Annotated in this window: 24 protein-coding genes; 13 read left to right on the forward strand and 11 right to left on the reverse strand. The window is 67.0% G+C overall.

Features of this window, described 5'->3' with window-relative positions:
• The first annotated feature begins 60 nt into the window (after positions 1–60).
• Entirely contained in the window at positions 61–966 is a 906-nt protein-coding gene (locus JL37_RS23285) for a LysR family transcriptional regulator (protein ID WP_043547294.1), read from the forward strand.
• An 18-nt stretch (positions 967–984) separates the two neighbouring features.
• Here JL37_RS23285 and JL37_RS23290 read toward each other — a convergent pair whose 3' ends face one another.
• Positions 985–1,491 (reverse strand): DUF6496 domain-containing protein, encoded by a 507-nt coding sequence (locus tag JL37_RS23290; protein WP_043547295.1) that lies wholly within the window; start codon positions 1,489–1,491, stop codon positions 985–987.
• A 190-nt stretch (positions 1,492–1,681) separates the two neighbouring features.
• Between JL37_RS23290 and JL37_RS23295 the strand changes: the two genes are divergently transcribed.
• A complete protein-coding gene (locus JL37_RS23295) occupies positions 1,682–1,897 on the forward strand; it encodes a dodecin (RefSeq protein WP_043547296.1) in 216 nt (71 codons plus the stop codon).
• A gap of 953 nt (positions 1,898–2,850) precedes the next feature.
• On the opposite strand, the gene JL37_RS23305 is transcribed toward JL37_RS23295, so the two are convergent.
• Entirely contained in the window at positions 2,851–3,405 is a 555-nt protein-coding gene (locus JL37_RS23305; protein ID WP_043547299.1) for an NADPH-dependent FMN reductase, read from the reverse strand.
• 283 nt (positions 3,406–3,688) lie between these two features.
• Between JL37_RS23305 and JL37_RS23310 the strand changes: the two genes are divergently transcribed.
• The 6 genes from JL37_RS23310 to JL37_RS23335 all read left to right on the forward strand — a co-directional run bounded on the left by JL37_RS23310 (position 3,689) and on the right by JL37_RS23335 (position 10,522).
• Positions 3,689–4,231, forward strand: a complete 543-nt coding sequence (locus JL37_RS23310) for an antibiotic biosynthesis monooxygenase (protein WP_043547300.1) — start codon at positions 3,689–3,691, stop codon at positions 4,229–4,231.
• Positions 4,232–4,520: 289 nt separating this feature from the next.
• On the forward strand, positions 4,521–5,819 hold the full coding sequence (locus tag JL37_RS23315) for an imelysin family protein (RefSeq protein WP_043547302.1): 1,299 nt from the start codon (positions 4,521–4,523) through the stop codon (positions 5,817–5,819).
• Positions 5,816–7,333 (forward strand): di-heme oxidoredictase family protein, encoded by a 1,518-nt coding sequence (locus JL37_RS23320; RefSeq protein ID WP_043547304.1) that lies wholly within the window; start codon positions 5,816–5,818, stop codon positions 7,331–7,333. The genes JL37_RS23315 and JL37_RS23320 overlap by 4 nt, the downstream gene beginning before the upstream one ends.
• Positions 7,333–8,418 carry an imelysin family protein gene (locus JL37_RS23325; protein WP_081955182.1) on the forward strand — a complete coding sequence of 362 codons (1,086 nt, stop codon included), beginning with the start codon at positions 7,333–7,335 and terminating at the stop codon, positions 8,416–8,418. The genes JL37_RS23320 and JL37_RS23325 overlap by 1 nt, the downstream gene beginning before the upstream one ends.
• Positions 8,408–9,529 carry a DUF1513 domain-containing protein gene (locus JL37_RS23330; RefSeq protein WP_043547523.1) on the forward strand — a complete coding sequence of 374 codons (1,122 nt, stop codon included), beginning with the start codon at positions 8,408–8,410 and terminating at the stop codon, positions 9,527–9,529. The genes JL37_RS23325 and JL37_RS23330 overlap by 11 nt, the downstream gene beginning before the upstream one ends.
• Before the next feature lie 159 nt (positions 9,530–9,688).
• A complete protein-coding gene (locus tag JL37_RS23335; RefSeq protein ID WP_043547309.1) occupies positions 9,689–10,522 on the forward strand; it encodes a mechanosensitive ion channel family protein in 834 nt (277 codons plus the stop codon).
• Positions 10,523–10,586: 64 nt separating this feature from the next.
• On the opposite strand, the gene JL37_RS23340 is transcribed toward JL37_RS23335, so the two are convergent.
• Positions 10,587–11,348: an IclR family transcriptional regulator gene (locus JL37_RS23340; RefSeq protein ID WP_043547310.1), complete on the reverse strand. Its 762-nt coding sequence runs from the start codon at positions 11,346–11,348 to the stop codon at positions 10,587–10,589.
• Positions 11,349–11,509: 161 nt separating this feature from the next.
• On the opposite strand from JL37_RS23340, the gene JL37_RS23345 reads away from it, so the two are divergent.
• Positions 11,510–12,499, forward strand: coding sequence for a tripartite tricarboxylate transporter substrate binding protein (locus JL37_RS23345; RefSeq protein ID WP_043547312.1), 990 nt, complete (start codon positions 11,510–11,512; stop codon positions 12,497–12,499).
• A gap of 132 nt (positions 12,500–12,631) precedes the next feature.
• Here the strand turns inward: JL37_RS23345 and JL37_RS23350 are convergent, their stop codons facing one another.
• The gene (locus tag JL37_RS23350) at positions 12,632–13,408 is read right to left on the reverse strand and encodes an RNA methyltransferase (RefSeq protein ID WP_156124383.1); all 777 of its coding nucleotides are present in this window, start codon (positions 13,406–13,408) and stop codon (positions 12,632–12,634) included.
• Between the two features lie 130 nt (positions 13,409–13,538).
• Here JL37_RS23350 and JL37_RS23355 point away from each other — a divergent pair, with 130 nt between their 5' ends.
• A complete protein-coding gene (locus tag JL37_RS23355) occupies positions 13,539–14,324 on the forward strand; it encodes an inositol monophosphatase family protein (protein WP_043547315.1) in 786 nt (261 codons plus the stop codon).
• A gap of 70 nt (positions 14,325–14,394) precedes the next feature.
• On the opposite strand, the gene JL37_RS23360 is transcribed toward JL37_RS23355, so the two are convergent.
• From JL37_RS23360 to JL37_RS23390, 7 genes are all read right to left on the reverse strand, one after another.
• Positions 14,395–15,393 carry an FAD:protein FMN transferase gene (locus tag JL37_RS23360; protein ID WP_043547316.1) on the reverse strand — a complete coding sequence of 333 codons (999 nt, stop codon included), beginning with the start codon at positions 15,391–15,393 and terminating at the stop codon, positions 14,395–14,397.
• 43 nt (positions 15,394–15,436) lie between these two features.
• Positions 15,437–15,940: a nitrous oxide reductase accessory protein NosL gene (locus JL37_RS23365; RefSeq protein ID WP_043547317.1), complete on the reverse strand. Its 504-nt coding sequence runs from the start codon at positions 15,938–15,940 to the stop codon at positions 15,437–15,439.
• Positions 15,937–16,767 (reverse strand): ABC transporter permease, encoded by an 831-nt coding sequence (locus tag JL37_RS23370; RefSeq protein WP_043547318.1) that lies wholly within the window; start codon positions 16,765–16,767, stop codon positions 15,937–15,939. Before JL37_RS23370 ends, JL37_RS23365 begins: the two co-directional genes overlap by 4 nt.
• Positions 16,764–17,663 carry an ABC transporter ATP-binding protein gene (locus tag JL37_RS23375; RefSeq protein ID WP_043547319.1) on the reverse strand — a complete coding sequence of 300 codons (900 nt, stop codon included), beginning with the start codon at positions 17,661–17,663 and terminating at the stop codon, positions 16,764–16,766. The genes JL37_RS23370 and JL37_RS23375 overlap by 4 nt, the downstream gene beginning before the upstream one ends.
• On the reverse strand, positions 17,660–18,958 hold the full coding sequence (locus tag JL37_RS23380; protein WP_043547320.1) for a nitrous oxide reductase family maturation protein NosD: 1,299 nt from the start codon (positions 18,956–18,958) through the stop codon (positions 17,660–17,662). Before JL37_RS23380 ends, JL37_RS23375 begins: the two co-directional genes overlap by 4 nt.
• A gap of 5 nt (positions 18,959–18,963) precedes the next feature.
• Entirely contained in the window at positions 18,964–20,880 is a 1,917-nt protein-coding gene (gene nosZ / locus JL37_RS23385; RefSeq protein ID WP_043547322.1) for a TAT-dependent nitrous-oxide reductase, read from the reverse strand.
• A 115-nt stretch (positions 20,881–20,995) separates the two neighbouring features.
• Complete coding sequence (locus JL37_RS23390) at positions 20,996–23,242, reverse strand: NosR/NirI family protein (RefSeq protein ID WP_231570417.1); 2,247 nt, start codon at positions 23,240–23,242, stop codon at positions 20,996–20,998.
• A gap of 279 nt (positions 23,243–23,521) precedes the next feature.
• Between JL37_RS23390 and azu the strand changes: the two genes are divergently transcribed.
• The 3 genes from azu (at position 23,522) to JL37_RS23405 (ending at position 26,630) form a co-directional block, all read left to right on the forward strand.
• Entirely contained in the window at positions 23,522–23,971 is a 450-nt protein-coding gene (gene azu, locus JL37_RS23395) for an azurin (protein WP_043547323.1), read from the forward strand.
• A 193-nt stretch (positions 23,972–24,164) separates the two neighbouring features.
• On the forward strand, positions 24,165–25,748 hold the full coding sequence (locus JL37_RS23400) for a TerC family protein (protein WP_043547324.1): 1,584 nt from the start codon (positions 24,165–24,167) through the stop codon (positions 25,746–25,748).
• A gap of 18 nt (positions 25,749–25,766) precedes the next feature.
• A complete protein-coding gene (locus JL37_RS23405) occupies positions 25,767–26,630 on the forward strand; it encodes an undecaprenyl-diphosphate phosphatase (RefSeq protein WP_043547326.1) in 864 nt (287 codons plus the stop codon).
• The last annotated feature ends 69 nt before the right edge of the window (positions 26,631–26,699 follow it).

Genomic DNA, 26,699 nt, shown 5'->3' on the forward strand with positions numbered 1-26,699 from the left:
GATGAAAAACCGGCTAGCATCGCAGTCAGTTTCAAACATTCGTTGAAAATGAGGGCGGCCATGGTGCGCTTCGAGGACCTCAGGATCTTTCTGGCCGCGGCGGACCAGGGAAGTTTTTCAGCCGCTGCGCGCGAACTGGACCTGACGCCGGCGGCAGCCAGCGCGGCGCTCAAGCGACTGGAGCTGGCCCTGGAAGCCCGCTTGTTCGTGCGGTCGACCCGCAGCCTGAGGCTGACGGGCGATGGCGAGCGCTACCTCGAGTACGCCCGCACGGCCATTTCGACGCTGGAAGCGGGCAAGAACGCCGTGGCGCGCAGCAAGACGGATATCTCGGGCACCCTGTCCGTGTCGATTCCGTCGGACCTGGGCAGGCACGTGCTGCTGCCCTGGCTCGATGAGTTCCAGCAACAGCATCCGCGCGTCAGTTTCCAGGTGCGCATCAGCGACCGCCTCGCCGATCTGTACCGCCAGCCGGTCGACCTGGCGGTGCGCTACGGCACGCCGACGGACTCGGGGCTGGTTGCCCTGCCGCTGGCCGAACGGAACCGCCGCGTGGTCTGCGCCTCGCCGGCGTACTTCGCACGGCATGGCATGCCGCAGGCGCCCGCCGACCTGCGCCGCCACAACTGCCTGTCGTTCGTGCTGGGCGAAACGCTGCACGACCGCTGGACTTTTCTGCGAGCCGACGGCTCCACGCTGACGGTGCCGGTCAAGGGCGACCGCGTGGGCGACGACGGCGAGATCGTCCGGCGCTGGGCGCTGGCCGGCCACGGCGTGGCCTACAAGTCGCGCTATGACGTGCTGTCCGACCTGCGGGCAGGGCGGCTCGTCGAGGCCCTGGGCGATTACGACAGCGAACCGTCGCCGCTGTACCTGCTTTGCGTGCACCGCATGCTGTTGTCGCCGGCGGTCCGGCGCCTGCGCGAATTCCTGCAGGAGCGCTTCAGGCAGTTCGAGGCGGGCTAGGACCGGCCGGGTATGGGCTCAGTGGTGCGCATGGCTGGCCCGGTTGGCCGCGCGCGTGCGGGCCGCTTTTTTGGCGGCGGCGGAACGGCCGGCCGCGCCCTTGGTGGCGGCGCCCTTCTTGGCCGCGGCCGAGCGGGCCGCCGCGCTGCGCTTGGCTGCGGACGAGCTGGCGTGGCGCGACAGCGCGGAGCGCGACGCGGGCTTGGCGCTTTCGCGCTTCAGCGCAGTGGTGGTGGAGCGGGCGCGAGTGGTGGACTTCGCATGTCCATCGCCAGCCGCGCGGCTGTCCTGCGCGGCCTTGCGCTTGGTGGCCGCGCTTGCCTTCTTGGGAGCGGGCAGCGCGACGCCGGCGCGGCGGGCCTTGGACAGGCCTATCGCAATGGCCTGCTTGGTGGACCGCACGCCGTGCTTGCCTTCGCGCACGTGTTCGATTTCCTCTCGCACGAACTCTCCGGCCTGCGTGGACGCGGATTTTCCTTTACGTTTATCGCGCGCCGCTCTTTCCAGGGTTTTTCGTTCAGGCATGACGACACCTCCTTGCTTGCGTTGCGGAAACCAGTGCCGCTCGCGCCGAGCCCGGCGCGACGGAACTCGTAACACCACTCTAGCGCCGTGAGCGTATGCTGTGTGTTCGAATGGATTGCCGGTCGTAAGCGCCGGAACATCGCCGCCAGGCCGCCGATTCACGACTCACCCCCCTTTGCGGAGACGAGCTATGTCGAATCATGTCTACAAGCAAATCGACTTGGTGGGCTCATCCACCAAATCCACCGATGACGCCATCTCGCAAGCCATCGAGCGAGCATCCGAAACGCTGCGCAACCTGGATTGGTTCGAGGTCACGGAAGTGCGTGGCCATATCAAGGACGGCAAGGTGGCGTACTGGCAGGTCGGCTTGAAAATCGGCATGCGCCTGGAGGGAAACAGCTGATTGCGCTGCTTCTTTCTTGAGCACGGCTTCCAAGTGATTGTCGGATAAGGGCTTTTTCAGCTTGTTATCGGACTGTTCATAGGTTTGTCCACACTCGATGGGGACAAGCGGGGTCCGGTGTCGGCTCCCATCAGGCAGCGCCGCGCGCCGTGGGTCCGGCGGGCGGCGCTGCGCGTTTCTTGCCCGCCGCCTTCAAGCCCTTGGTCCATAAGGATTTTTGCGGACTTCCCGCAGGCTGTCCTCAGGCTTATCCACATTTCCCGGGGACAACCGGCATGCCGTCTCGCGGTATTTGAGCCTTTCTTGACCACCCCTTGCAGGCCCTTGATACGCAAGGGGAATCCCGACCTGCCCTCATACTGTCCTCATGCTTTTCCACAGAACGCGGGGACAAATCCACACAGGCGCCGAAGGCGCGGCAAGCCGCCAGGGATTGAGTGGATAAGTTAGCTAAAAATCATCCAAAAGCAGGATTGCGCATTTTTTGAGCGGTTCATGCAAGTGCTTGGCTGGGCAGGGAATTTTGCTTCTGCCCCAAGGCTGTCCTCAGCGTTCTCCACAGTTGAAGGGGATAAGTGTGGGCCCCCACGCTGCGCCCGCTTCGCGGGCTTGCTGCCCCCCGCGGGGGCTGGCCCGCCTTGGGGCGGCCCGGCGGCGGGCCGGCTATTTTTTTGGAGCGTATGGGTTTCTGGGGTTCCACGCTGCGCCCGCTTCGCGGGCTTGCTGCCCCCCGCGGGGGCTGGCCCGTCTTGGGGCGGCCCGGCGGCGGGCCGGCTATTTTTTGGAGGTTGCCCTGAGCCAATGGCGTGCCGCGAGTGTGCACGCCGCAGGTCGGTGCCCGCCCGCCGCGGTAAAAAAAGCCCCCCGAACGTATCGGGGGGCTGGATCGCCTGGAGGTAGGGCAGGCGATCTCTGCCGGCCGGAGCGGGGCTCCTGGACGGCAGCGGCGGCGATCAGGTGTTGAACTTCTTGATCCAATCCACGTAGCGGTCGACCCAGCCTTGCAGGAACTTGCGCGTGCCTTCGTTGGTGATGTTGTACTGGTCGTCGATGAGGCCTTCGGTGAACTGCAGGAACACTTCCGGCGTGGTCAGGACGTTGGCCCCTTCCGCGGCCAGGATGTTGCGCAGATGCTGCTGCATCATCGCGGTGCCCGCGGCGCTGGGCGAGGTGCCGACGATGCCGGCCGTCTTGCCCGTCCAGGAGTTCTGGCCCCACGGGCGCGAGCCCCAGTCGATGGCGTTCTTGAGCGCGGCAGGCAGGGAGCGGTTGTGCTCGGGCGACACGAACAGGATGCCCTGGGCGTCCGCGATCTGCTGCTTGAGCTTGGCGGCAGGAGCAGGCAGGTTGTTTTCGTTGTCCTGGTTGTACAGCGGCACGTCGCCCAGGCTGACATACTCGAACTTGAATTCCGCGGGCACCAGTTTTTCCAGTGCGCGGGCCAGCCGCAGATTGAATGAGGCGGCGCGCAGGCTTCCGACGAAAACAGCGATCTTGTAGGTGCTCATGAGGCGCATGCTCCAAGCGGGAATGGGAACGCCCAGTGTAGACCTGTCCGCACGCGGGCTCAATGCGGATCGCGCATATGGTTATTCAGCCAAATGACGAGCAGATGTCCGCGCCGTGCGGGTCCATCCGTTGCACCGCGGCGGTGCCTGGCGCAGGCGGCCTTCACCATGTTGGGGCGCAATGCCGCGCCGCCGGCGCCGCGCCGCGCCGGGCGGCGCGGCTGGCACGCCGCTTGCTTTCCGGGTAGGGCATAACACGCTGCACGCTGCCCAGGAGTACGCCATGTCCAGTTCTTCCGTTTCCGCCCCGGTCACCATGTTGGTCACTCGGCATATCGCGCCCGAGCGCTATGGCGATTTCCTGTCGTGGATGCGCCAGGGAGAGATTCTTGCCGCCGGATTTCCCGGCTTTCTCGGGTCGGGCGTGCTGCAGCCGCCGGAAGGCGGGGATCAATACCAGATCGTGCTGCGCTTCGCCGACGAGCCCAGCCTGGGGCGCTGGGAGAACTCGCTGCCGCGCCGCATGTGGCTGGAGCGCGGCGCCGCGCTTGTGCGCGCCAGCCATGCCCGCCGCGCCAGCGGCACCGATGGTTGGTTCGCGCCCGCCTCCAGCGCGCCTCCGCGTTGGAAGCAGGCGATCGCCATCTGGCTGGCCTATTTCCCGGTGCTGCTCGTATTCTCCATCCTTGCGAGCGAACACCTGAGCGTCCTGCCCGTGTTCTGGCGCGTCCTCGTCACCAGCCTGGCCCTGACGCCGGTCATGGTGTTTGTCTGCATTCCCACCGTTTCGCGCGTCTTGCGGCGCTGGCTGCACGCGGCGGCCTGAACGGGCGCGGGCACCGGGGGAAAGCGGAAGCCAGGCTGGCCCAGCTTCTGCGTCAGGACGCGGGTGACGCTGCAGATGAGGGTGTGGACGACGCCCGAGGGCGCGCACCAGCAGTCGGCGCGTCCTTATCGGACCTTGGGGTAAACCGGTCTGAACATTCAAAAAAATGTCAGGTATCTGACTTAATTCTGAACACCAAACGAAAATTGTTTACACTCTCATCCTCAAAATTCAAGGATGAGCGGGCCGCCGCGGGGGCGGGCCCCGTTCCTGTTACGGGAGAAAGTCGATGCGCAAGTTGCTATTGGGAGCGGCGCTGGCCGCCGCGGTGTTCGGAGGGACGGCCCAGGCCGCCGTCGAACCCAAGGCCGTGGTCGCCACGTATTCGGATCTGGCGCTGGCCGGCTACGAAGATTCGCTGGCTTCCGCCAAGGCGCTGCGCAACGCCATCGACGCGCTGATCGCCAAGCCCAGCGCCGACACGCTGAAGGCCGCGCGCGAGGCCTGGCTGGCCGCTCGCGTGCCGTACCAGCAGACGGAAGCCTATCGCTTCGGCAACCCCATCGTCGACGATTGGGAAGGCCGCGTGAACGCATGGCCGCTGGACGAGGGCCTGATCGACTACGTGGACGCCTCCTACGGCACCGAGAACGACGAAAACGCCTATTACGCGGTCAACGTCATCGCCAACTCCAAGATTTCGGTCGGCGGCAAGACGGTCGATGTCAGCAAGATCACCCCGCAGCTGCTGTCCGAAGTGCTGCACGAGGCCGACGGCAACGAGGCCAACGTGGCCACGGGCTACCACGCCATCGAATTCCTGCTGTGGGGCCAGGACCTGAACGGCACCGGCGCCGCGCCGGCCGACCGCAAGGGCTCGCCGCAAGAGCGCCACTCGGGCAACCGCCCGCACACGGACTTCGACCCCAAGCAGTGCACGGGCGGCCATTGCGAGCGCCGCGTGGAATTCCTGAAGGCCGTGACCGACCTTCTGGTGGCGGACCTGGAAGAAATGGTCGGCAACTGGAAAAAGGAAGGCGCTGCGCGCAAGGCCGTCGAGGAAGATCCCAAGGCGGGCCTGATCGCGATGCTGACGGGGCTGGGCAGCCTGTCGTACGGCGAGCTGGCCGGCGAGCGCATGAAGCTGGGCCTGATGCTGCACGACCCCGAGGAAGAGCACGACTGCTTCTCCGACAACACGCACAACTCGCACTACTACGACCAGATCGGCATCCGCAACGTCTACCTGGGCTCCTACACCCGCATCGACGGCAAGACGGTCTCGGGCGCCAGCCTGTCTGAACTGGTCAAGGCCAAGGACGCCAAGCTCGACGCCGAAGTGCGCGCCAAGCTGGACGCCACGGTCGCCGCCATGCAGGCCATGAAGACGCGCGCCGAAACGGTGGAAACCTACGACCAGATGATTGCGGACGGCAACAAGGAAGGCAATGCGGTGGTGCAGGCCGCCATCGACCGCCTGGTCGACCAGACGCGCAGCCTGGAGCGCGTGATCGCGCTGCTGGAACTGGGCAAGGTCGCCATCGAAGGTTCCGACAGCCTGGACAAACCCGACGCCGTATTCAAGTGAAATTTGCATTAGCCGCCGTATTGGCGGCGTCGGCGCATGCCGTCGCCGCCGCAGCACCCGCCGCGCCCGCCGGGCGCGACGATCTGACGCCCGAAGACCAGAAGCGCGTGACCGCGATCACCGCGCCCACGCGCGATTTTTCGAAGGTGGAAACCTTCGAGACCATGCAGGCCGGGGCGGCCACCACCAACAAGCTCATCAACGCCGACATCTTTTCCCAGCCTTCGGCGAACATGAGCTTCGAGGGGCGCCAGGAGTTCCAGGTGGGCAACGGCCTGTTCCGCAAGGACTGGGTGTCGGCGCCCGCGTCCACGCAGGCATCCGACGGCCTGGGGCCGCTCTTCAACGCGCGTTCCTGCCAGGCCTGTCATACCAAGGACGGGCGCGGCACCGTGCCCGGATTCGATCCGCTTGAGCGCACGGATGCCGTGGCGCTGCTGCTGCGCCTGGCGGTGCCGCAGGGGCCCGACCGCGGTCATCCCAAGCTGGCAGCAGGCGAGATCGCATCGCTGCCGGAGCCCGTCTACGGCGTGCAGCTGCAGAACTTCGCGGTGGCGGGCCTGCCCGCCGAAGGCCGCATGGAGATCGAGTACGAACCGGTCTCCGTGGCGCTCAACGGCGGAGAGACGGCGACCTTGATGAAGCCGACCTACCGCATCGAGAACCTGGGCTATGGCCCCATGCGCGCCGACACGCAGATATCGCCGCGCCTGGCGCCGCCCATGATCGGCCTGGGCCTGCTCGAATCCATCCACGAGGCCGATATCCTGGCCAACGTGGGCGCTGACAAGCGGGACGGCATCGTCGGCAAGGCCAATTGGGTAACCGACGCGCGCACGGGCGCCCGCGTGCTGGGCCGCTTCAACCTGAAGGCCGGGCAGCCGACGGTGGAGCAGCAGAGCGCCGCCGCCTTCTCGAACGATATGGGCCTGTCGACCCCGCTGTTTCCCAAGCACTCCGGCGACTGCACGGCCGCGCAGCAGCCATGCCTGGACATGCCGCACGGCGCGCAGCCGCGCTTCGGCGCGGAAGAGGTGCCGGGCAAGCTCATGGACTTCGTCACCGTCTATTCCACCAACCTTGCCGTGCCGCAACGCCGCGATGCGGGCGATGCGCGCGTGCTGGCGGGCAAGAAGCTGTTCTACGAGGCCAACTGCGTCGCCTGCCACGTGCCGAAGTACGTCACCAGCCGCAACGCCAAGCAGCCCGAGCACCGCTTCCAGCTGATCTGGCCCTACACCGACATGCTGGTGCACGACATGGGCGAAGACCTCGCGGACGGCGTGTCCGACGGCGAGGCCAACGGCCGCGAGTGGCGCACCCCGCCGCTGTGGGGCATCGGCCTGACCAAAACCGTGAATCCCAATGCCACCTGGCTGCATGACGGGCGCGCCCGCAGCCTGTTGGAAGCGATACTGTGGCATGGCGGCACCGCCAAGCCCGCGCGCGACCGCGTGGTGGCGATGACCCCCGAAGAACGCGCCGATCTGATCCGTTTCCTGGAGTCGCTGTGATGGCCGGACTTGCCAAGCATGTATTGAAGCTGGCCGTGGCGGCCGCGCTGGCCGGGGCGGCGCCCTGGGCCGCGGGCGCCGGGCTGCCCGCCGACCTCGGCGAGCGGCTGGCAAGCGGCTATGCGCGCCCCGCGGTCGCGAAGATGGTGGACGCCGCCAAGGCGCTCGACGGCGCGCTGGACGGCTGGTGCGCCCAGCCCGGCGCGGCAGGCGCCGCCCGGGTCGGCGAGGCCTTCGAGAAGCTGGCGCTGGCCTGGTCCGGCGTTGAAATCCTCCGATTCGGGCCGCTGGTCCAGGCCAACCGCTACGAGCGCCTGGCCTTCTGGCCGGACACCCGCGGCGTGATGCCCAGGCAGGTGCAGGCGCTGATCGCCGCCAAGGACGAGGCGTTGCTCGCGCCGGGCGCCTTGTCGGGGCGCAGTGTCGCGGTGCAGGGGCTGCCCGCGCTGGAGTACGTGCTTTATGGCGAGCCGGGGCTGCTCGAGCAGAGCGGCGCGCCGGGCTTCGCCTATGCCTGCGGCTACGCCCGCGCGGTCGCCGCCAACGTCACCGCGATCTCCCGCGACGTGGCCCAGGCCTGGAGCGCCGAAGGCGACTTCGGCCGCCAGTTCGCGCATCCGCAGGCTGGCAACGACCTCTACCGCGATCCGCAGGAAGTGGCGTCCGAGGCCATGAAGGCTTTGTCCACCGGCCTGCAGTTCGCGCGCGACGTGAAGATCGTGCCGGTGCTGGGCGAGACCGCGGCGGCGGCGCGCCCCAAGCGCGCGGCATTCTGGCGCAGCAAGCTGTCCACGCGCCTGCTGGCGGCCAATGTGGATGGCTTGAACGCCTTTTACCAGGCGGGCGCGTATCCCTTGCCGGAGGGCGATGGCTGGATGGACGCATCGGTCCGCGGCGAGCTGGCCAGCGCCGCGCAAACGCTGCGGGCGGTGCCCGCGCTTGAGCAGGCGGTGGCGGACGAGGACGGGCGCCGGCAGCTGACGCTGGCATCCCTCACGCTCAAGAACGCCAAGGCCATCGTCGACCAGGACCTGGCGCCCGCCCTGGGCGTCATGATCGGATTCAATGCGCTCGATGGCGATTGACCGGCGCGGTTTTCTCTCGCTGGCGGCGGCGCTGGGCCTGGCGCCTGGCGCGGCATGGGCCGCTGCGCCCGAGGACGGAGCTGCGCTGTACCTGAGCGCGCGCAAGCGCGGCGGCCGCGACGAAGCGGTGCTGCTGGACGGCGCGGGCAACGACCGCCTGGTGGTGCCGATGCCCGCGCGCGGCCATAGCTTCGCCATCGATCCCGCCGGCCGGCGCGCCGTCGTGTTCGGACGGCAGCCGGGCTTCTTCGCCCTGGCGTTCTCGCTGGGGGGCGAGGGCGGTCCCCAGGAATTGCCCTTGAACGATGAACGCCACTTCTTCGGTCATGGCGCCTTCCTGGACGGAGGGCGGCTGCTGGCCGCCACCGAAAACGACTTCGAGGCGGGGCGCGGCGTGCTGGGGCTCTACGACGCATCGCCGGGCGGCAACTACCGGCGGGTCGGCGAGTTCGATACCGGCGGCATCGGTCCGCACGAGGTCGTGCTGATGCCCGACGGCAAGACGCTCTGCGTCGCCAATGGCGGCATCCTGACGCATCCGGACTACGGCAAGCTGGAACTCAATCTGGACACGATGCGGCCGTCGCTGGCCTACATCGACGCCGCCAGCGGCGCGTTGCTGGAGAAAGAGGAACTCGCGCCCGAACTGCACCGCCTGTCCATCCGCCATCTTGCGCTGGCGGCCGATGGCTGCGTCTGGTTCGGTTGCCAATACATGGGACCCGCGGCCGACCGTCCGGCGCTGGTGGGCCGGCACCGGCGCGGCGGCCGGCTGGAGCTGTTCGAGGGCCCGGCGCAGACGCTGCGCCAGATGCGCAACTACGTGGGCTCGGTGGCGGTGGATGCCGCAGGCGCCGTCGTCGCCACGTCCAGCCCCGTGGGCGGCCAGGTGATCTACTGGGACGCGGCCAGCGGCCGCTGCCTGGGCACGACGGAACTGGCGGACGGCTGCGGCGTGGCACCCGCGGCGGACGAGGGCTTTCTGCTCAGCAGCGGGCTGGGCGCGATGTTGCGCGTCGAGGCCGCGGGCACGGAACAGAAGCCGGTGCTGGCGCCATCGCGCGAGCTGTCCTGGGACAATCATTTCCGCAAGGTCGCGGCCAGGGCCTGAGCCGTCTTCTTACAAACCCTGACATAACAGGGCCGCATCGCGGCCCTTCGCGCTGGCCGCATCTGATAAAGTTTTCGGTCGTTTTTTTCGGGCCTTTCGCCGCCGGGCCGTCCCAAGGCGAAAATGCCCTGCGTTCGCAACCTTTTGGCAGGAGATTCCATGGAAGAAGCCTTGAAAGAATTTAGCGCCTGGGCTCCCAGGCTGGTGGACCTGGGCATCAATCTGCTCGTCGCCTTGCTGATCCTCATCATCGGCTGGTGGGTGTCTTCCCTGCTCGGGAGCTGGGTGCGCCGGGCCGCGTCGCGGTCCAGCAAGATCGATCCCACGATCATTCCCATGTTCTACAGCACCGTGGTCTGGACGGTGCGCATCTTCACCGTGATCGCCGTGCTGGCGCGCTTTGGCGTCCAGACGGCCAGCCTGATTGCCGTGCTGGGCGCCGCCGGCCTGGCCGTGGGCCTCGCCTTGCAGGGCACGCTGCAGAACATCGCGGCGGGCATCATGCTGCTGATACTGCGCCCCATCCGCGCGGGCGAATACATTGCGTTGAGCTCCGGCTCGGACGGCACGGTGGAAGAAGTGGGGCTGTTCCTCACACGCCTGGTCCAGGTCGACGGCATCCACCTGACCTTGCCCAACAGCACGGTCTGGAATGCCACCATCACCAATTACAGCCGCAACAAGACGCGCCGCCTGGACATTCCGGTTCCCGTTCGTTACGGCGACGACCTGGAAGTGGTGCTGGCCAAGCTGAAGGCGCTGGTGGACGCCCGTCAGGACGCGCTGAAGGACCCCGAGCCCCAGGTGAAGGTGTTCGACTACAAGGAGAACGGCGTCATCGTCAACGTACGCGTATGGGCCGAAGCCAGCAAGTACTGGGACCTGCGCTGGGGCCTCTACCAGCAGATCCGCAGCTCGCTGGAGGAAGCCGGCTTTCAGCCGCCCATCCCGCTGCGCGAAATCCAGAATCCGAAGACGGGCGCCGCCGCCTGAGCGGCGTTCAACCCGCCAAAGAAACGGGCGCCCTGGGCGCCCGTTTTTTCATCTCGGGGATATCTCACGCCTGGACGGCCAGGCGCGCCAGCTCGGCCTTGATCCAGCCGGCGATTTCGCGCTGGCGCTGGGCCGGCATGCGGTCGATGATGGCGGTGACGCTGACGGCGAGCAGCGGCGCGCCCTGGGCATCCAGCAGGGCGCAGCCCACGCCCAGCGCGCCGCGCACCGCATGGTTGCCGACGACCGAGTAGCCGCGGGCGCGGGTGTTGTCGATGAGGCGGTACATTTCCTGCGGCGTCATACCGCCGTACTCGTCCAGGCGGCCGGAGTTGCGCTCGACGATGCCGCGCGCGACGTCATCGGGCAGCGCGGCCAGCAGGGCCATGCCGCCGGAACCTACGCCCAGCGGCTGCCGCTTGCCGGCATAAGTGGCCAGGATCTGCACGGGGTAGCTGCCTATCTCGCGATGCAGGCTGATCGAGTCGTCATCGTCGCGCACCACCAGGAACACGGCGTCGCCCGTGCGGTCGGCCAGGCGGCGCAGCACGGGCAGCAGCTGGCGAACGCGCGGATCGCGCGAGCGCGTATCCGGGTCCACCGCCAGCTGGGCGCGATATTTCTTGGTGCCGGCCACGGGCAGCACCAGGCCGGCATCGAGCAGGGCCGCCAGCAGGCGATAGATGGTGGGACGCTGTATGCCCGTCAGGCGCGCGATATCGGTCACGCTGAGACCATCGGGACCTTGGTCCCGCAGGGCGGCCAGGACGGCCAGCCCGCGCCGCAATGTGCGTGGGCCTGCGGCCGCGGCATCGCTGTCTTGCATGCAAATCTCTGAAAATCTAGGGGTTATCACGGAACGTTCAAGGGAAAACCATTGTCCGTACCGTGGACTCTACCTTGATGCGGCGCCCGTGTATAGCTCAGAATGCGTCATCCAATAATTCGAATCGTCCATTTCATGGACAGTACCTGCACGGAGACACTATGACTACAGGTCAAAAGCCTGGACTGCGGCGCCTCGCCGCCACTCTTCTGGCTACCGCCGCAAGCGCATTCGCCATGGGTTCCGCCCATGCCGCCTATCCCGACAAGCCCGTACGCATCGTGGTCGGCTTTTCCGCCGGCGGCACCACCGACGTGATCGCCCGCATCATGGCCAAGGAACTGACCGAAAGCCTCGGCCAGTCGTTCGTGGTCGAGAACAAGCCGGGCGCCGGCAGCAACATCGCCACCGACATGGTGCAGCGCGCCGCGCCCGACGGCTATACGCTGCTGTTCGTGGCGGTCACCAGCGCCATCAACCAGACGCTGTACAAGAACGTCAACTTCGACCTGACCAAGGATTTCACGCCAGTGGCGCTGGGCGCCAAGGTGCCGAACATCCTGGTGGTCAATCCCCAGGTGCCGGTCAAGTCGGTGCAGGAACTGGTGGACTACGCGAAGAAGAACCCGGGCAAGCTGGCATTCGCCTCCTCGGGCAGCGGCACCTCCATCCACATGGCGGGCGAGCTGTTCAAGATGAAGACCGGCATCGACGTGCTGCACGTTCCGTACAAGGGCAGCGCGCCGGCCGTGACCGACCTGATCGGCGGCCAGGTGCAATTCATGTTCGACAACATGCCCTCGTCGTGGCCGCACGTGCAGTCGGGCAAGCTGCGCGCCCTGGCCGTGACGACCAAGGAACGCTCCAAGAGCGCGCCGGACCTGCCCACGATGCAGGAATCGGGTTATGAGAACTTCGACGTGTCGTCCTGGTTCGGCCTGATCGCGCCGGCCGGCACGCCGCCCGAAGTCGTGAACAAGCTCAATGCCGTGATGGTCAAGGCGCTGGACAAGCCCGAAGTGCAGAAGAGCTTCGAGAGCCTGGGCGCGGTGGGCGTGAAGACGACGCCGGCCGAATTCGGCCAGTTCATCAAGTCGGAAGTGGAAGGCTGGGCTCCGGTGGTCAAGGCCTCGGGCGCCAAAGTGGATTGATCTTCGCGTCCCGGGCGGCATGCCGCCCGGCGACCGATGCGTGGGGACGGGCTGATGCCCGTCCCTATTTTTTTGGCAAAGGCTGGCGGCACTCCGGCGCTTGCCCGGCGTCCCCGGCCTGCGGCGCGCAGCCTATTTCTTTCTGGCGGCCGACAGCATCGCGGTGCAGACGCCGCGCATCATGTCCACTTCGTCGCGGCTCAGGCCCAGCCGCGAGAACAGATGCCGCATGCGGGGCATGAGCTTCTTGGGATGGGCGGGGTCGAGGAACTGCACCCCGATCAGCGCCTCTTCCCAGTGCGCCAGGAAGGCCTGGACCGCTTCTCCCGAGGCCGGGGCGGCGCCGCGCGCGGGCTCCTGCGCGGTCGACGCGGGCAGGAGCGGGGCGCCTTGGGCCACCAGCAGCGCGTAGCGCAGTTCCCAGGCGGCCAGTTGCAGCGCCTGGGCCACGTTCAGCGAGCTGTATTCCGGGTTGGCGGGAATGTGGCAGATGCGGTGGCACAACGCGATCTGGGCATTGGTCAGCCCGGCGCGTTCGGTGCCCAGCACGACGGCGGCCACGCCCTCAGCCGTGTCCGCCAGGTGGCCGCGGGCAAGTTCGGCGGCCTGCCTGATGTCGCAGGGCGGGGGGCCCAGGTCGCGGACCCGGGCGGTGAGCGCGAAAGCCAGCGTAACGGGCCCCAGCGCCTCTTCGAGCGAGCCATACACCCGGGCGCCTTCCAGCACGTCCAGCGCGCCGCTGGCCAACGCGATGGCCTCGGGCTGGCTGGTTACATCCGGAAATTTCGGCTCTACCAGCACCAGCTCGGAAAAGCCCATCGTCTTGATCGCGCGGGCCGCCGAACCGACGTTTCCGGGGTGGCTGGGGTTCACCATGATGAACCGAACACGTGAAAATGCTTGAGTCATTTAAAATGGCACGTTTGGCTTAGTGCCTTCCTGGTTTTTTGGGTCGATTTCCCCGTTGGGGCAAGCGCGGCCCCAGGGGGCGGCAAGCGGCCTACCATCAAGCCAACTCATCGCATTCGTACGGAATTTTATGCACCCGATGCTCAACATCGCCATCAAGGCGGCCCGGCGTGCCGGCACCATTATCAACCGTGCCAGCATGGATTTGGAACGACTCAGCGTGGCTCGCAAGGGGCCGCGCGATTATGTCACGGAAGTCGACCGTGCCGCCGAGGAGTCCATTGTCGAGACGCTGCGCGCCGCCTACCCGGACCATGCCGTCCTGGGCGAGGAATTCGGCCTGCAGGGTCCCGACCAGGCCGAGTTCCAGTGGATCATCGATCCCCTGGACGGCACCACCAACTTCATCCATGGCCTGCCCAACTACGCTGTGTCCATCGCGCTGACGCAGCGCGGCCAGGTCACGCAGGCAGTCATCTACGACCCGTCGCGCAATGAATTGTTCACGGCGAGCCGCGGCAGCGGCACGTTCCTGAACGACCGCCGCGTGCGCGTCTCGGGCCGCACTCGCTACCATGACGCGCTGCTGGGCGCGCACTGGCCGAATTCCGGCGACCTGGAACAGGGCTCCGTGCGTTTTCGCCAGATGGCCGAAGGCAGCACGGGCGTGCGCCGCCTGGGCGCCACGGTGCTGGACCTGGCCTATGTGGCCTGCGGCCGCCTGGACGGTTTCTGCGGCGTCGGCCTGAAGCCCTGGGACCTTGCCGCGGGCAGCCTGATGGTTCTCGAAGCCGGCGGGCTGGTCTCGGACTTCGACGGCGAGCAGGGCTGGATGGATACCGGCAACGTGCTGGCCGCCAGCCCCAAGATCTTCACGCAGATGCTGTCCGCCCTGAATCCGCAGCCGGCGGCCTGAGGCGGGCGCTTGCGCCTGCCAGTGAGAACGCCCCCGATCGGGGGCGTTTTTCATGCGCGGCCGGCGTTCTTCAGGCGGCCGCGCCCCGCACTTCCAGTCCACCGTCGCGCAGCGCGAACCAGACGCGCAGTCCGTGCTCGCGGATGATGGCGTCGGCCGCCTCCAGCGGCATGTAGGAGAAGGCGGTGGACAGGGCGTCCGCCATGGTGGCGTTGGGCGCCATGACCGATACGCTGCGGTACAGCGGGCGGGCGAGTCCCGTGCGCGGATCGAAAAGGTGGGTGAACCTGCCCGCGCCGTCGATGGCCGTGCCGTAGCCGCCGGAGGTGGCCAGGGCGTGGTTGCGGATGCTTGCGGTGGCGAGCATGCGGCCCGGGTCCTGTGGATCCGTCAGCCCGACCTTCCAGTCCCCGGGCGCGCTCCGGGTGTCCATGCCCTGTATTTCGCCCATGTCCACGAGTGCCCGTTCCAGGCCGCCCTGCTTGAGCAGTTCGGTGATCCGGTCCGTGATGTAGCCCTGCGCGATGCCGTTGAGAGTGATGCCCATGCCGGACCGGCGCAACACGATGCGGTCGCTTTGCAGCGCCACGTCGTCGCGCGACACCCGCGCCAGCGCCTGCTTTACGGCAAGCGCGGCCGGGCCCTCGGGGCTTGCGCCGGGCTGCGCGAAATGTTCGGCATACAGCTTCCACAACGGCTGCACGGTGGGGTCGAAGGCGCCGCCGGTGAGCCTGCCGTACCGCAGGCTCACGCTGAGCAGTTGCAGCAGGTCGCTGGGCGGGTTGTCCAGACGGCCATCGCGATTCAGGCGCGAGAGGGCGCTGTCGTCGCGGTACAGGCTGAAGACGGCTTCCAGCCGCCGCAATTCCTGCAACGACTGCGCGATCAGCCGCTGCGCCGCCTGCGGATCAGGATGGTAGAGGCGCAGTTCCGCGTCGGCGCCCAGGGCGACGCCTTGCCAGACGGTCGGCGGGATCGACGCCGCTGCGCGGCGCGCGGACAGGGGGGCGAGCGCCAGCGCGGAAGCGGCGGCGGCGATGCCGATAAAGCGGCGGCGGGTAGGATTCATGGCGATAGGCCTGCAAAGGTAGCGGGATCCGCGTGGCGCCAGGTCATTGGGCGAAGACATAGGCCTCCGGCACGTCGGCGAAATTCACGACCCGGCCCCCGTGGGCCTGGGCGAAGGATTCGGCATGGGCGCGCTGCGAGAACGGCATGGCGTCTTCGGCGCCCATGCCGCCGATGAAGCCGCCTTCGATGACGTAGAAGGCCTGGCGCGCGTCGATCCAGGCTCCCGGGTCGGGCACGCCGTCAGGGCCGGCCGTGGACATGTCGTTGACATAGATTGCGCTGATGGTCTTGGGCTCCTCGGGCAGCAGCGTGTAGGCGAAGACCTGCTTGATCGACGAGAACCAGACCGGCGCCGCGCGTCCCTTGAGGAAGATCTGGCCCTTGGGGCCATTGTGTTCGTTCAGCGCCATGCCGCAGTAGTGGCCAACGGATTCCAGCGTCACGGAGGCGGGCGGCGGCGGAGGGGCCTCGGGATCGGAGCCGTTACCGCAGGCGGCGGCAGTGAGCAAAGCGGCGAGGGCCAGGGCAAGCCGGAGGCGTCTCATAGCTGTTTGCTCCTGAAGGCCGCCGTCGCCAGCAGGAAGGGAACTGCGATCCACAGCAGCAGCGCGGTGATCAGCGTGGGCAGCGGCAGGCTGGCCTGATCGCTCAGCCCCGCCATGCCGGCGTACAGCGAAATATTCTCGAAGCCCGTCAGGTTCAGAAGCCGGTATACATCCGAGGGGTTGAGCAGCAGCAGCGCGTTGAGCAGGCCGGGGCTGACGTGCCGCCCCTGGTCCGCCGCCAGCACGCCCAGCAGCGCCATGTCGTAGATCACGACGAAGAACAGCCAGACGCCCAGCGCGATCCCGGCGGCCGTGGCGCGCTCGCGCACCAGTGTGCTGATGAGGTAGCCCATGGCGAGAAAGCTGGCGCCCAGCAGCACGCTGGCGCCGATCAGCAGCGCGAACGGCTGCCAGGCGCCGGCGTCCAGGTCGCCGTAGGCCCACTGCAGCGCCAGCCCGGCGCAACCGTAGCCCGCGCCGGTGGCCAGCGCCAGGATGGCCAGGTGGCCGATGAACTTGCCCACCAGCACCTGCCAGCGCGAGACGGGATAGCTGAGCAGCAGCGCCATGGTGCCGCGGTCGACCTCGCCGACCACTGCGTCATAGGCGAGCAGCATGGCGATGAGCGGAACCAGGAAGATCGACAGGCTCGACAGGCTGACCACGGTGACGGTCAGCGGTTCGGCCTTGACCGTGCCGGTCGGCGAGCTGCCCAGCAGGCCCAGGGCCAGCGCCAGCGCGCCCAGCAGCAGGGCGGTCGCCAGGACCCAGCGGTTGCGCAGCCCGTCGCGGATTTCCTTGCCGATGATGGTGCCTACCGCGTTCATACGTCTTCCCGTTCAAGCAGATGTGCATAGATGTCGTCCAGCCCCGGCACCTGGATGTCCAGGTCGTGGATGGCGGACGATATGGCGCCGATGCTGCGGATCGCCGCGATCTTGTCGTGTTCCTGGCAGGCCAGTTCATAGCGGCCCGGCTCGATGCGGCGCCAGGCGCCGGGCGGCTGGGCATGGGCGTCCGCCAGGGTCAGGCGGATGCGGATGGGCAGCCCGGTCGAGCGCCGCAGCGCCGACATGGCTCCGTCCGCAATCTTCCTGCCGGCCTTCATCACCACGATGCGGTCGGCGTGGCCGGCCAGTTCGGACAGGGCATGGGTGCTCAGCAGGATGGTGGCGCCGGACGAGCGCAGCTCGTGCACCACGTCGTAGAACATCAGGCGCGAGGCCGGATCCAGCCCCGTCGTGGGTTCGTCGAACAGCAGGACGCGAGGCTGGCCGAGCAAGGCCTGGGCCAGCGCCAGGCGCTGGCGCATGCCCTTGGAATAGCCTCCCACGCGCCGGCGGGCGGCGCCGGAAATGCCCACCTTTTCAAGCAGCGCCGCGTTGCCCGACAGGGGCTGGCGCTTGAGCCGGGCATAGAACGCCAGCGTTTCCTCGCCGGTCATGGACGGATGCAGCGCGACGGTTTCGGGCAGGTAGCCGATCCGGTTGCGCAACCGCGCCGCCGCCGGGCTGTGAGCGTCATGCCCGAACAGGGCGACGCGTCCGCGAGTGGGGCGGACCAGGCCCAGGATGAGTTTGATCAGCGTGCTCTTGCCGGCGCCGTTATGGCCGGCCAGCGCGACGCATTCGCCCTCGCGCAGCCGCAGTTCCAGGCCGTCGATGGCATGGTGCGCGCCATAGTGCTTGCTGACGCCGGACAGCGTCACAAGGTCGGTATTCATGGGGACTCCTTGGAGCGGTCGGCGGGCCGTGGCGGCGGCTTCATCAGCGGGGCGCTGTCCAGCACGCCGCCGGGCAGGATGGCGGGAAACTGCGATTGCGCCCAGCGCACGATGGTGATCGAAGGACTGTTGAGCAGGATGCGCGCGGCGGGCGCGCGCCACAGCAGCTGGTCGACCACGTCGTTCGGCCGGTAGGCGGTATCGGCGATGCCGTCGCCGTCCAGGTCGAAGGCGGTGTTGTCGCTCCAGTAGTTGCCGCGGCCGTCGACCGACCAGTCCAGCGTCCGGGTGCCGACGTACTTCACCTGGTTGCGGTTGTTGACGAAGGCGTTGCCTGAAATCCGGTTGCCTTCCGACCCGGCGGTGAAGTGCACGCCGATATCGCAGTTGGAAAACTGGTTGTCCTGGAAGACGTTCCGGTTGGCGTTGTAGATGAACACGCATTTGGCCGCGCGGTCCACCGAGTTGTTCGTGATCCGGGAGTGGTTGGCGTAGTTCAGCATCAGCCCTTGCTCGCGGCTGTCCTGCGCCACGTTGTCGCGCACGATCAGCCGGTGCGAATACATGATGGCGTAGGCCACGTCGGTGCCGGTCGAGACGTTGCCGCTGATTTCGCTGTCGTTCGTGTACATGTAGTGCACGGCGTAGCGCAGGTCGTGGAAGCGATTGCCGCTGAATGTGTTCTGCTTGCTGGTATTGACGAAGATGCCGTCGCGGCCGGCCGAGATGTCGTTGTCCAGGATGCGCGTGCCCGGAGTGTTCCAGAGCGTGACCCCGTTGCCCCGTTCGGCGACGCGCAGCTCCTTGTTGCCCACGATGCGGTTGCCGCGCACCATGGCGTCCGTCGGGCCCCACACGTGGACGCCCACGAGGTTGTCGAGGATGTCGTTGCTTTCCACCCGGGCGCGATGCGCCGTGCGGTCCAGGAAAATGCCCGCGTCCATGTCGGACAGGCTCAGGCCCGAGCGGGTAACGGTCAGGTTGCGCAGGGACACGTCCTGGGCCTTGACCCACAGGGTGCGGCCCTGGCGCGTGCCGGCGATGATGGCCGAGCGGTCGCCGGGGCCTTCCAGGGTCAGCGGTTTGTCGATGACGATGCCGCCGGCATATGTGCCCGGGGCCAGCCGCAGCACGTCCCCGGCCTCGGCGGCCGCAATGGCCTGCGCGAGGTCGGCGCCGGGGGCGAGCGCGTGGACGGCCGCCGCCGCGGCGCCGGGCAGCGCCAGGGCGAGGGCCGCCAGCGCGGCGCGGGCGGCCCTCCCAGCGCCGCTCGTCAGCATTGCGATGAAGGTCATGGATGCTACGCGGTCTTCTTGGGATGCACGATCATCTGGCCGGACATTTCCATGTGCAGCGCGTGGCAGAACCATTGGCAGTAGTACCAGTACACGCCCGGACGGTCCGCCGTGAACGTGACGGACGAGGTGGCCTGGGGCCCGATCTCCATGGCGATGCCGTGGCCTTCGAGCGTGAAGCCATGCGTCAGGTCCTCGATGACCTCCATGTTCGTCACCACCACGGTGACCTCGTCGCCCTGGTTCACCTCGAATTTCTTCAGGCTGAACATCGGCGCGACCGCCATCATGTACACGCGCACCTTGTTGCCTTCGCGCACGACCTTGGCGGCGTCGTCGAGCGACACCCCGTCCTTCTTGGCCATCTGGCGGGCGTCTTCCCACATGGGGTCGTCGCGCTTCCAGACGCTGAGCGGGTGGACCTTGGAGCGGTGGACCAGGCACATGTCGTGCGGCTCGGCGAAGCTGGGGCCGTCGTGCACCAGCTTCATCTCGTCGCCCGAAATGTCGATGAGCTGATCGTTCTCGGGCTTCAGGGGGCCGACGTTGAGGAAGCGGTCCTTGGAGAATTTGTTCAGCGACACCAGCCACTTGCCGTCGGCCTCGCGGGTTTCACCCATGGTGGTGTGGTTGTGGCCGGGCTGGTAGTGCACGTCCAGCTTCTGGATGATCGGGTCGACCTTCTCGCCCTTGTAGGCGCGCTTGGCGAGGTCGATGTTCCACTTGACCATCTGGCTGTCGATGAACAGCGTGGTGTAGGCGTTGCCGCGGCCGTCGAACGCCGTGTGCAGCGGGCCCAGGCCGAGCTGGGGTTCGGCCACCACGCAATCGCGCGGCTTGATCTTGTCGTCGAACAGGTCGTCCAGCGTGCGCACGTCGAGCACCGTCACGGTGGGCGACAGCTTGCCGTTGAGCACCACGTGGATGCCGTCGGGCGCGGCGTTGCAGCCGTGCGGCGAGTTCGGCACGGGGATGTAGCGGGTGTATTTGGAGCCATGGCGGCCATCGATCACCGGCACGCCGCCCATCATCTTGTAGTCGCCCTTCTTGACGGCTTCCTCGATGCGCTTGATGTTGAACACAACGACCCAGTCCTGCTCGTTGGCCGACATCTCTTCCACCGTGACGCCCTTCTCCGAGTTGTAGCAGGTGGAGAACGAGTACTTGCCCTGGTAGTCGGCGTCGCCGTTGTCCAGGTTGCCGTCGACCAGCACCTGCCAGGCGACCTTCATGGTGTCGCCATCCAGGGCGGTGTAGACGGCGAAGAAGTTCTTCTTGGGATCGTCGAGCACCTTGCCGTCGTTGGGCAGCGGCGAGATGTGCTCGCCGTTGGCGAAGACGTAGCCGGTGCGCGGATAGCGCTGGGGCCGCAGGCCGTGCACGCCCGATACATTGGGCAGCTCCGTGATCTTGTCCGTCTTCATCACGTCGAGGCGGATGCGGGCGACGCGGTTGTTGGCCTTGTCGTTGATGAACAGGTAGCGGCCGTCGTAGGTGCGGTCGGTGAACGACAGGTGGGGATGGTGGGCGTCGCCGTTCAGGAAGACGCCGCCCTTGTCCTTGAGGTATTCGCGGGTTTCGGGGGTCAGGCCCTCGGTGAGGACCTTGCGGCTTTCGTTCGTGCGGCCCCAGCCGGTGGCGCTGCAGTGGTTGAAGACCGGGATGCGGACCAGTTCGCGCATGGACGGCAGGCCCAGCACGCGGACTTCGCCCGACTGGCCGCTGGAGTTGAAGGCATAGTATTCGTCCAGCTCGCCGGGCCCGACGTGGCCCAGCACGCCGTTGGCGCCGGCCTTCGCGTCCTTGCCGTGGGCGGTGGGGATATGCGCGCCCGCCACCAGGCCAGCGGCGCCCGTGAAGGCGGCGGTTCCGAGGAAGCTGCGGCGGGTGAGGCCGGCCTTTTCGGGGTTTTTGTCGGACATGGATAACTCCTTGGTAGGGACGGCGCAGGGCGCCGTGATGTGAAAGCGGGCCCCGTCGCCGCGCCCGCTTTGCGGGCTTGCCGCCTCCGGATGGTCCGGAGGCGACGACGGGGGATCAGGCTTCGGGTTGAGTGTTCGGGTTCGGGGCGCGGTGAATGACGATCGGTTGCTCGGCGGATTCCGCCGGCGGACGGCGGCGTTCCCGCTTGGCCTTCTTCTGGATCAGGTGCGGGCACTTCTGGTCGTGGTGGTAGAGCATCTGGCAGTGCAGGCACTGGATGCACTCGTTCGGGTTGATTTCGCCGGTGGGGTCGATGGCCTGCACCGGACATTCGAGATTGCAGCGCTGACAGGGATTGCCGCAATCGCGGTAGCGCCGCAGCCAATTGAAGATGCGCAGCCGGGCGGGGATGGCCAGGGCGGCCCCGAGTGGACAGAGGTAGCGGCAGAAGAAGCGTTCCACGAACAGGCCGGCCGCCAGCACCGCCAGGGCGAACACCACGAACGGCCAGTAGCGGACGAAGCGCAGGATGATCGCCGTCTTGAAAGGCTCGATCTCCGAAAGTTGCTCTGCCAGCGCCAGGTCGTACAGCGAGAAGCCGAAGAGCAGGAGAAAGATGACGTACTTCAGCGTCGACAGGCGCTGGTTCACGCCATGGCTGATCTTGACCTGGCGCACACCCAGGCGTTTGGCGACGCGGTTGGCCAGTTCCTGCAGCGCGCCGAACGGGCACAGCCAGCCGCAGAATGCGCCGCGGTTCCAGAACACCATCGAGATCGCCGTGGCGCACCACAGGATGAACACCAGCGGATCCATCAGGAAGTATTCCCAGCGGAAGTCGGTGCGCAGCGCGGAGAAGAAGGTCAGCACGTTCACGATGGACAGCTGGGCCTGGCCGTACCAGCCGATCCAGAACAGCGCGAAGGCCAGGAACGCCAGGCGCAGGCGGTCGTGCAGCAGCGGACGGCTGGTGAGCTGGTCCTGGAAGAAGAAGATGCCCACCAGCACCAGCAGCGCCACGGTCAGGACGGCGACTTGTCCGGCCTTGCCGCGCCAGATCTGCTTCCACAGCGCGGGCGCGGGCTCCTCCGCGGGGGCGGCCTGGGCTTGCGCGGCGGCTGCGGGGCTTGCGGATGCGGCGGCAGGCTGCGCGCCCTCGGCGGGCCGGGTGTAGGCCGCCGGCAGTTCATAGCCGAGATCGAACGTGACGAAGGCCTTGTCCTTGACGCTGAGCACGCGCTGCACCATCAGCTGCAGGCGCCAGGGAGCGACGGGGTCGAGCTTGGCGTCGTCGGGGACGACGAACAGCGCGACCTCGCGGAACGCCGGAGCTCCCTCCGCGGCGACGTCGGCCAGGCGCTGGTGGTTGCGGTCCCGGAAGCGGAAGCTGCTTTCGTCCTGGATGACTTCGATACGGTCGAAGATGCCGCCGCGCACGTAGCCCGAGCCCTTGAAGGAGTAGGCGCCGTTGCCGGCCACCAGCACGGCCTGCTGGCCGGGCTTGAGCCTTTCCTTCAGGCGTTGCCATTCCGTGTCGCCCAGCAGGCTGCGGCCGATGGCGGGCACGCTCACGAGCGCGGCGTAGAGATCGATGAAGGTATCCGAGCCCGACGCGCCCTCGGCGCTTGCGGCGGCGTCGCTTCTGCCGGACTCCCGGAACGCCTTGTCGACGTCCTCGGGCAGCAGGCGCAGATTGCGCACCGCGCCGGCGTCCAGCAGCGCCTGCCACGATTGCGGGGTGTCCCGTGTGTCGTCCACGACGCGAGCCGCTGCCGGCGCCGCCTGCTGCGAGGGCGGCGCGGTCTTGTCGATGCCGTAGGCGCGGGCGACGGCGATGGCCGAACGGGTGATGCTGTCGCCGATCACCATCAGCGTGACGGTTGCGCCGCTGATGATGTCCACTGGCGGCGGAGCGCCGTGGCGGGGAGGGGATTCGACGAAATTGAGGCCGACATACCCGCCGATGAAGTGGTCCACCTTCGCCTGCGGAATGCCGATGAGCACGATGGGCTCATGGTGTTCGACGAGCTTGGCGCCGACGATGCGGCCGTCATTGGCCAGGGCGACCAGCACGTCGATGGGCTTGCTGGAATAGCCGCGCGTGTTGACGACGTCGGAGGTCAGGTAGACCACGCCCAGCTGGCGTCCGCCCGCGTAGGCTTTCGCGGCCATCGGTTTGCCGGCGGGGGCGTCGACGCGGTCCGCGCCGGGAAAGAGTTCGCCTATCGGCGTCTTGGCCAGGAAGTCGGGGAGCCGCTGCGCCTGCGCGATGCCGACGCTCAGTGCGCATAGCAACAGGGCAAGAAATACCGCCTGGATGAATCGAGTGAACCTTGGCCCCGCCGCTGTGCTGCCTTGCATGCTCGAACTCTTTTTGTGTGCAATTGTTTGCAGGCATCCTACGAAGTTGGCGAACCTTCCGTATTGCGGTTTGTCAATGGGCGCGATTTCGGCGGCTGCATAACGCCAATATCCCCACGCGGCATGGGGATTTCCCGATTTCACGGGGTTTGAAAGAGACCGTATTGATGTCCGTCAATAGTGCGGTTTGCGCGGCGTCCTAGACTTATGCGTGGCGGCAGCGACGCAGGCAGGTGCCTCGCGCGAGTCGAATGGCCGCCTTGATTACGGAGAGTCTCCATGCTGGCAAAAGCCACTCTAGCCATCGTTCTGTCCGCAGCCAGCCTGCCCGTGCTGGCCGCTCAATGCGAAGCAACCATCGAAAGCAACGACGCCATGCAGTACAACCTGAAGGAAATGGTCGTCGACAAAAGCTGCAAGCAATTCACCGTGCACCTCAAGCATGTCGGCAAGATGGCCAAGGTCGCCATGGGCCACAACTGGGTGCTCTCGAAAGAGGCCGACAAGCAGGGCGTGGCCACGGACGGCATGAACGCCGGGCTGGCGCAGGACTACGTGAAGGCGGGCGACACCCGCGTCATCGCGCATACCAAGGTCATCGGCGGCGGCGAATCGGATTCGGTGACGTTCGACGTGTCCAAGCTGACCCCGGGCGAAGCCTATGCGTACTTCTGCTCGTTCCCCGGTCACTGGGCCATGATGAAGGGCACGCTCAAGCTGAGCGACTGATCGGTCCCCAGATAGCGGATACCGGCCCCCTGGCCGGTTTTTTTTCGCCTTTCGGCGCGGGCGGGCTGCGGAAAAAACCCTGGTTCCTACGGCCTAAACCGCCTGCTCGTCAGGCATACGGAGGGGGCGCGTCACCGGCGTGTCATGGATTTTCCATGTACGATTACCGGTCGTGTAACTTCTGGAGCTCCTGATGGAGTGGCTGCTGGACCCCACCGCGTGGGTCGGCTTGCTTACCCTGGTCGTCCTTGAGATCGTCCTGGGAATCGATAACCTGATTTTCATCGCCATCCTGGCGGACAAGCTGCCCCCTGCGCAACGCGACCGCGCGCGCATCATGGGCCTGAGCCTGGCGCTCATCATGCGCTTGGGCCTCTTGTCGGTCATGTCATGGCTGGTCACGCTGACCGCCCCCCTGTTTTCCATCGGCCCGCTGTCCTTCTCGGGGCGCGACCTGATCCTGATGATCGGCGGCCTGTTCCTGCTGTTCAAGGGCACCATGGAGCTCCATGAGCGCCTGGAGGGCAGCCAGCACGGCGGCTCCTCGGGGCCGCGCGTATACGCCAGCTTCTGGGTGATCGTCACGCAGATCGTGGTGCTGGACGCGGTGTTCTCGCTGGATTCGGTGATCACGGCCGTCGGCATGGTGGATCACCTGGCCATCATGATGATCGCGGTCGTCATTGCGATCGGCATCATGCTGCTGGCGTCCAAGCCGCTGACGCGCTTCGTCAACGCCCACCCGACGGTGGTGGTGCTGTGCCTGGGTTTCCTGCTGATGATCGGCTTCTCGCTGCTGGCGGAGGCGTTTGGCTTCAAGGTGCCCAAGGGCTACCTGTATGCGGCGATCGGCTTCTCGGTCGCGATCGAGGCGCTTAACCAGGTGGCGCGGCGCAACCTGCTCAAGCTGGACGCGCGCCGTCCCATGCGCGAACGCACCGCCTCGGCGGTGCTGCGTATGCTGGGCAAGCGCCCGCCGGCCGACGAACCCGACCTGCCCAGCGCCGACGGCCCGGCCGTGCCGGCCTTCGGCGTCGAGGAGCGCAACATGGTCAGCGGCGTGCTCACGCTGGCCGAGCGTTCGATCCGTTCCATCATGACGCCCCGGACGGACGTTTCCTGGATCAATATCGATGACGACCCGGAAACCATCCGCGGCCAGCTGACCGAGGCGCCGCACAGCTTCTTCCCGGTCTGCCGCGGCTCGCTGGACGAGGTGCTGGGCATCGCCCGCGCCAAGGACCTGGTGGCCGACCTGATCACCGAAGGCCGGGTGCGCCGCAACCGCCTGCGCGATCCCATCATCGTGCATGAATCCATCGGCATCCTCCGCCTGATGGATACCCTCAAGCGCTCGCGCGGCCAACTCGTGCTGGTGGCCGACGAGTTCGGGGCGATCGAGGGGCTGGTGACGCCCATCGACGTGTTCGAGGCTATCGCTGGCGAATTCCCCGACGAGGACGAACTGCCCGACATCGTTGCGGATGGCGAAAATACCTGGAAAATCGACGGCGCCGCCGACTTGCACCACGTCGAGCAGGTGCTCGAAACCGAGGGCCTGGTCGATGACGCCCAGGATTTCTCCACCCTGGCGGGCTACCTGCTGTCGCGTTTCGGGCATCTGCCCAAACCCGGCGATGTCTGCGAATACGAAGTCCATCACGACCATTTCCGCTTCGAAGTCCTGGAGATGGACGGCCGCCGCATCGCCCTGGTGCGCGTGGAGAAGCGGCCCCACGAGCTGCATGCCGACGACGCCTCCCTTGCCAACGACTAACTGGACCGACCCCGCACCGTGACCGAAAACGCGCTATATCTGATCAAAGCTTTCGTCCTGGGCATCATTGAGGGCCTGACGGAATTCATCCCGGTGTCCAGCACCGGCCACCTCATCCTGGTGGGCGACTGGATCAATTTCCAGTCCAGCCAGGGCAAGGTCTTCGAGGTGGTGATCCAGCTGGGCTCCATCCTGGCGGTGATGTGGGTTTTCCGCTCGCGCCTGCTGCGGCTGGTCCGCGGCACGCTGACCGGTGTGCCCAGCGAGGTGGCCTTCACCCGCAACCTGATCATCGCGTTCCTGCCGGCCGCGGTGGTTGGCGCGATCTTCATCAAGTCCATCAAGAGCATCTTCTACCATCCCAGCGTGGTGGTCGTGACCCTGGTGCTGGGCGGCCTCATCATGCTGTACGTGGAGCGCAAGACGCACCATACGCCGGGAGACCAGCCGGGCGCAGCCGACGACACGGCCTCCGACGAGCGCGCCACGGCCCGCACGCTGGAGCAGATCTCCTGGAAGCAGGCGCTGGGCGTGGGCGTGGCGCAATGCCTGGCCATGATCCCGGGCACCTCGCGGTCGGGGGCCACCATCATCGGCGGCATGATCGCCGGCATCCAGCGCAAGACGGCGACGGAGTTCTCGTTCTTCCTCGCCATGCCCACGATGCTGGGCGCCGCCGTCTACGACATGTACAAGAATATCGACCTGCTTACCCAGCACGATCTGTCGGGCATCGCGGTGGGCTTCGTCGCCGCCTTCCTGAGCGCCATGGTGGTGGTGCGGGCCGTGCTGCGTTTCGTCGCCAACCACACGTACCGCGTCTTCGCCTGGTACCGGATCGTTTTCGGGGCCGTGGTGGCGGCCTGGATCTTCACCCGCTGACGGCCTTCGCCGCGGCGAAAAAAAAGCCCCGCGAGGGGCCTGTAGGATGGGTGGAGCGCGAGAGTTCTT

This window comes from Achromobacter sp. RTa (assembly GCF_000757485.1).
Taxonomy (GTDB): domain Bacteria; phylum Pseudomonadota; class Gammaproteobacteria; order Burkholderiales; family Burkholderiaceae_B; genus Achromobacter.

Coding starts and splice junctions, on each gene's coding strand:
- JL37_RS23285 (WP_043547294.1), top strand. CDS start 61: ATGGTGCGCTTCGAGGACCTCAGGATCTTTCTGGCCGCGGCGGACCAG.
- JL37_RS23290 (WP_043547295.1), bottom strand. CDS start 1,491: ATGCCTGAACGAAAAACCCTGGAAAGAGCGGCGCGCGATAAACGTAAA.
- JL37_RS23295 (WP_043547296.1), top strand. CDS start 1,682: ATGTCGAATCATGTCTACAAGCAAATCGACTTGGTGGGCTCATCCACC.
- JL37_RS23305 (WP_043547299.1), bottom strand. CDS start 3,405: ATGAGCACCTACAAGATCGCTGTTTTCGTCGGAAGCCTGCGCGCCGCC.
- JL37_RS23310 (WP_043547300.1), top strand. CDS start 3,689: ATGTCCAGTTCTTCCGTTTCCGCCCCGGTCACCATGTTGGTCACTCGG.
- JL37_RS23315 (WP_043547302.1), top strand. CDS start 4,521: ATGCGCAAGTTGCTATTGGGAGCGGCGCTGGCCGCCGCGGTGTTCGGA.
- JL37_RS23325 (WP_081955182.1), top strand. CDS start 7,333: ATGGCCGGACTTGCCAAGCATGTATTGAAGCTGGCCGTGGCGGCCGCG.
- JL37_RS23330 (WP_043547523.1), top strand. CDS start 8,408: ATGGCGATTGACCGGCGCGGTTTTCTCTCGCTGGCGGCGGCGCTGGGC.
- JL37_RS23335 (WP_043547309.1), top strand. CDS start 9,689: ATGGAAGAAGCCTTGAAAGAATTTAGCGCCTGGGCTCCCAGGCTGGTG.
- JL37_RS23340 (WP_043547310.1), bottom strand. CDS start 11,348: ATGCAAGACAGCGATGCCGCGGCCGCAGGCCCACGCACATTGCGGCGC.
- JL37_RS23345 (WP_043547312.1), top strand. CDS start 11,510: ATGACTACAGGTCAAAAGCCTGGACTGCGGCGCCTCGCCGCCACTCTT.
- JL37_RS23350 (WP_156124383.1), bottom strand. CDS start 13,408: ATGACTCAAGCATTTTCACGTGTTCGGTTCATCATGGTGAACCCCAGC.
- JL37_RS23355 (WP_043547315.1), top strand. CDS start 13,539: ATGCACCCGATGCTCAACATCGCCATCAAGGCGGCCCGGCGTGCCGGC.
- JL37_RS23360 (WP_043547316.1), bottom strand. CDS start 15,393: ATGAATCCTACCCGCCGCCGCTTTATCGGCATCGCCGCCGCCGCTTCC.
- JL37_RS23365 (WP_043547317.1), bottom strand. CDS start 15,940: ATGAGACGCCTCCGGCTTGCCCTGGCCCTCGCCGCTTTGCTCACTGCC.
- JL37_RS23370 (WP_043547318.1), bottom strand. CDS start 16,767: ATGAACGCGGTAGGCACCATCATCGGCAAGGAAATCCGCGACGGGCTG.
- JL37_RS23375 (WP_043547319.1), bottom strand. CDS start 17,663: ATGAATACCGACCTTGTGACGCTGTCCGGCGTCAGCAAGCACTATGGC.
- JL37_RS23380 (WP_043547320.1), bottom strand. CDS start 18,958: ATGACCTTCATCGCAATGCTGACGAGCGGCGCTGGGAGGGCCGCCCGC.
- nosZ (WP_043547322.1), bottom strand. CDS start 20,880: ATGTCCGACAAAAACCCCGAAAAGGCCGGCCTCACCCGCCGCAGCTTC.
- JL37_RS23390 (WP_231570417.1), bottom strand. CDS start 23,242: ATGCAAGGCAGCACAGCGGCGGGGCCAAGGTTCACTCGATTCATCCAG.
- azu (WP_043547323.1), top strand. CDS start 23,522: ATGCTGGCAAAAGCCACTCTAGCCATCGTTCTGTCCGCAGCCAGCCTG.
- JL37_RS23400 (WP_043547324.1), top strand. CDS start 24,165: ATGGAGTGGCTGCTGGACCCCACCGCGTGGGTCGGCTTGCTTACCCTG.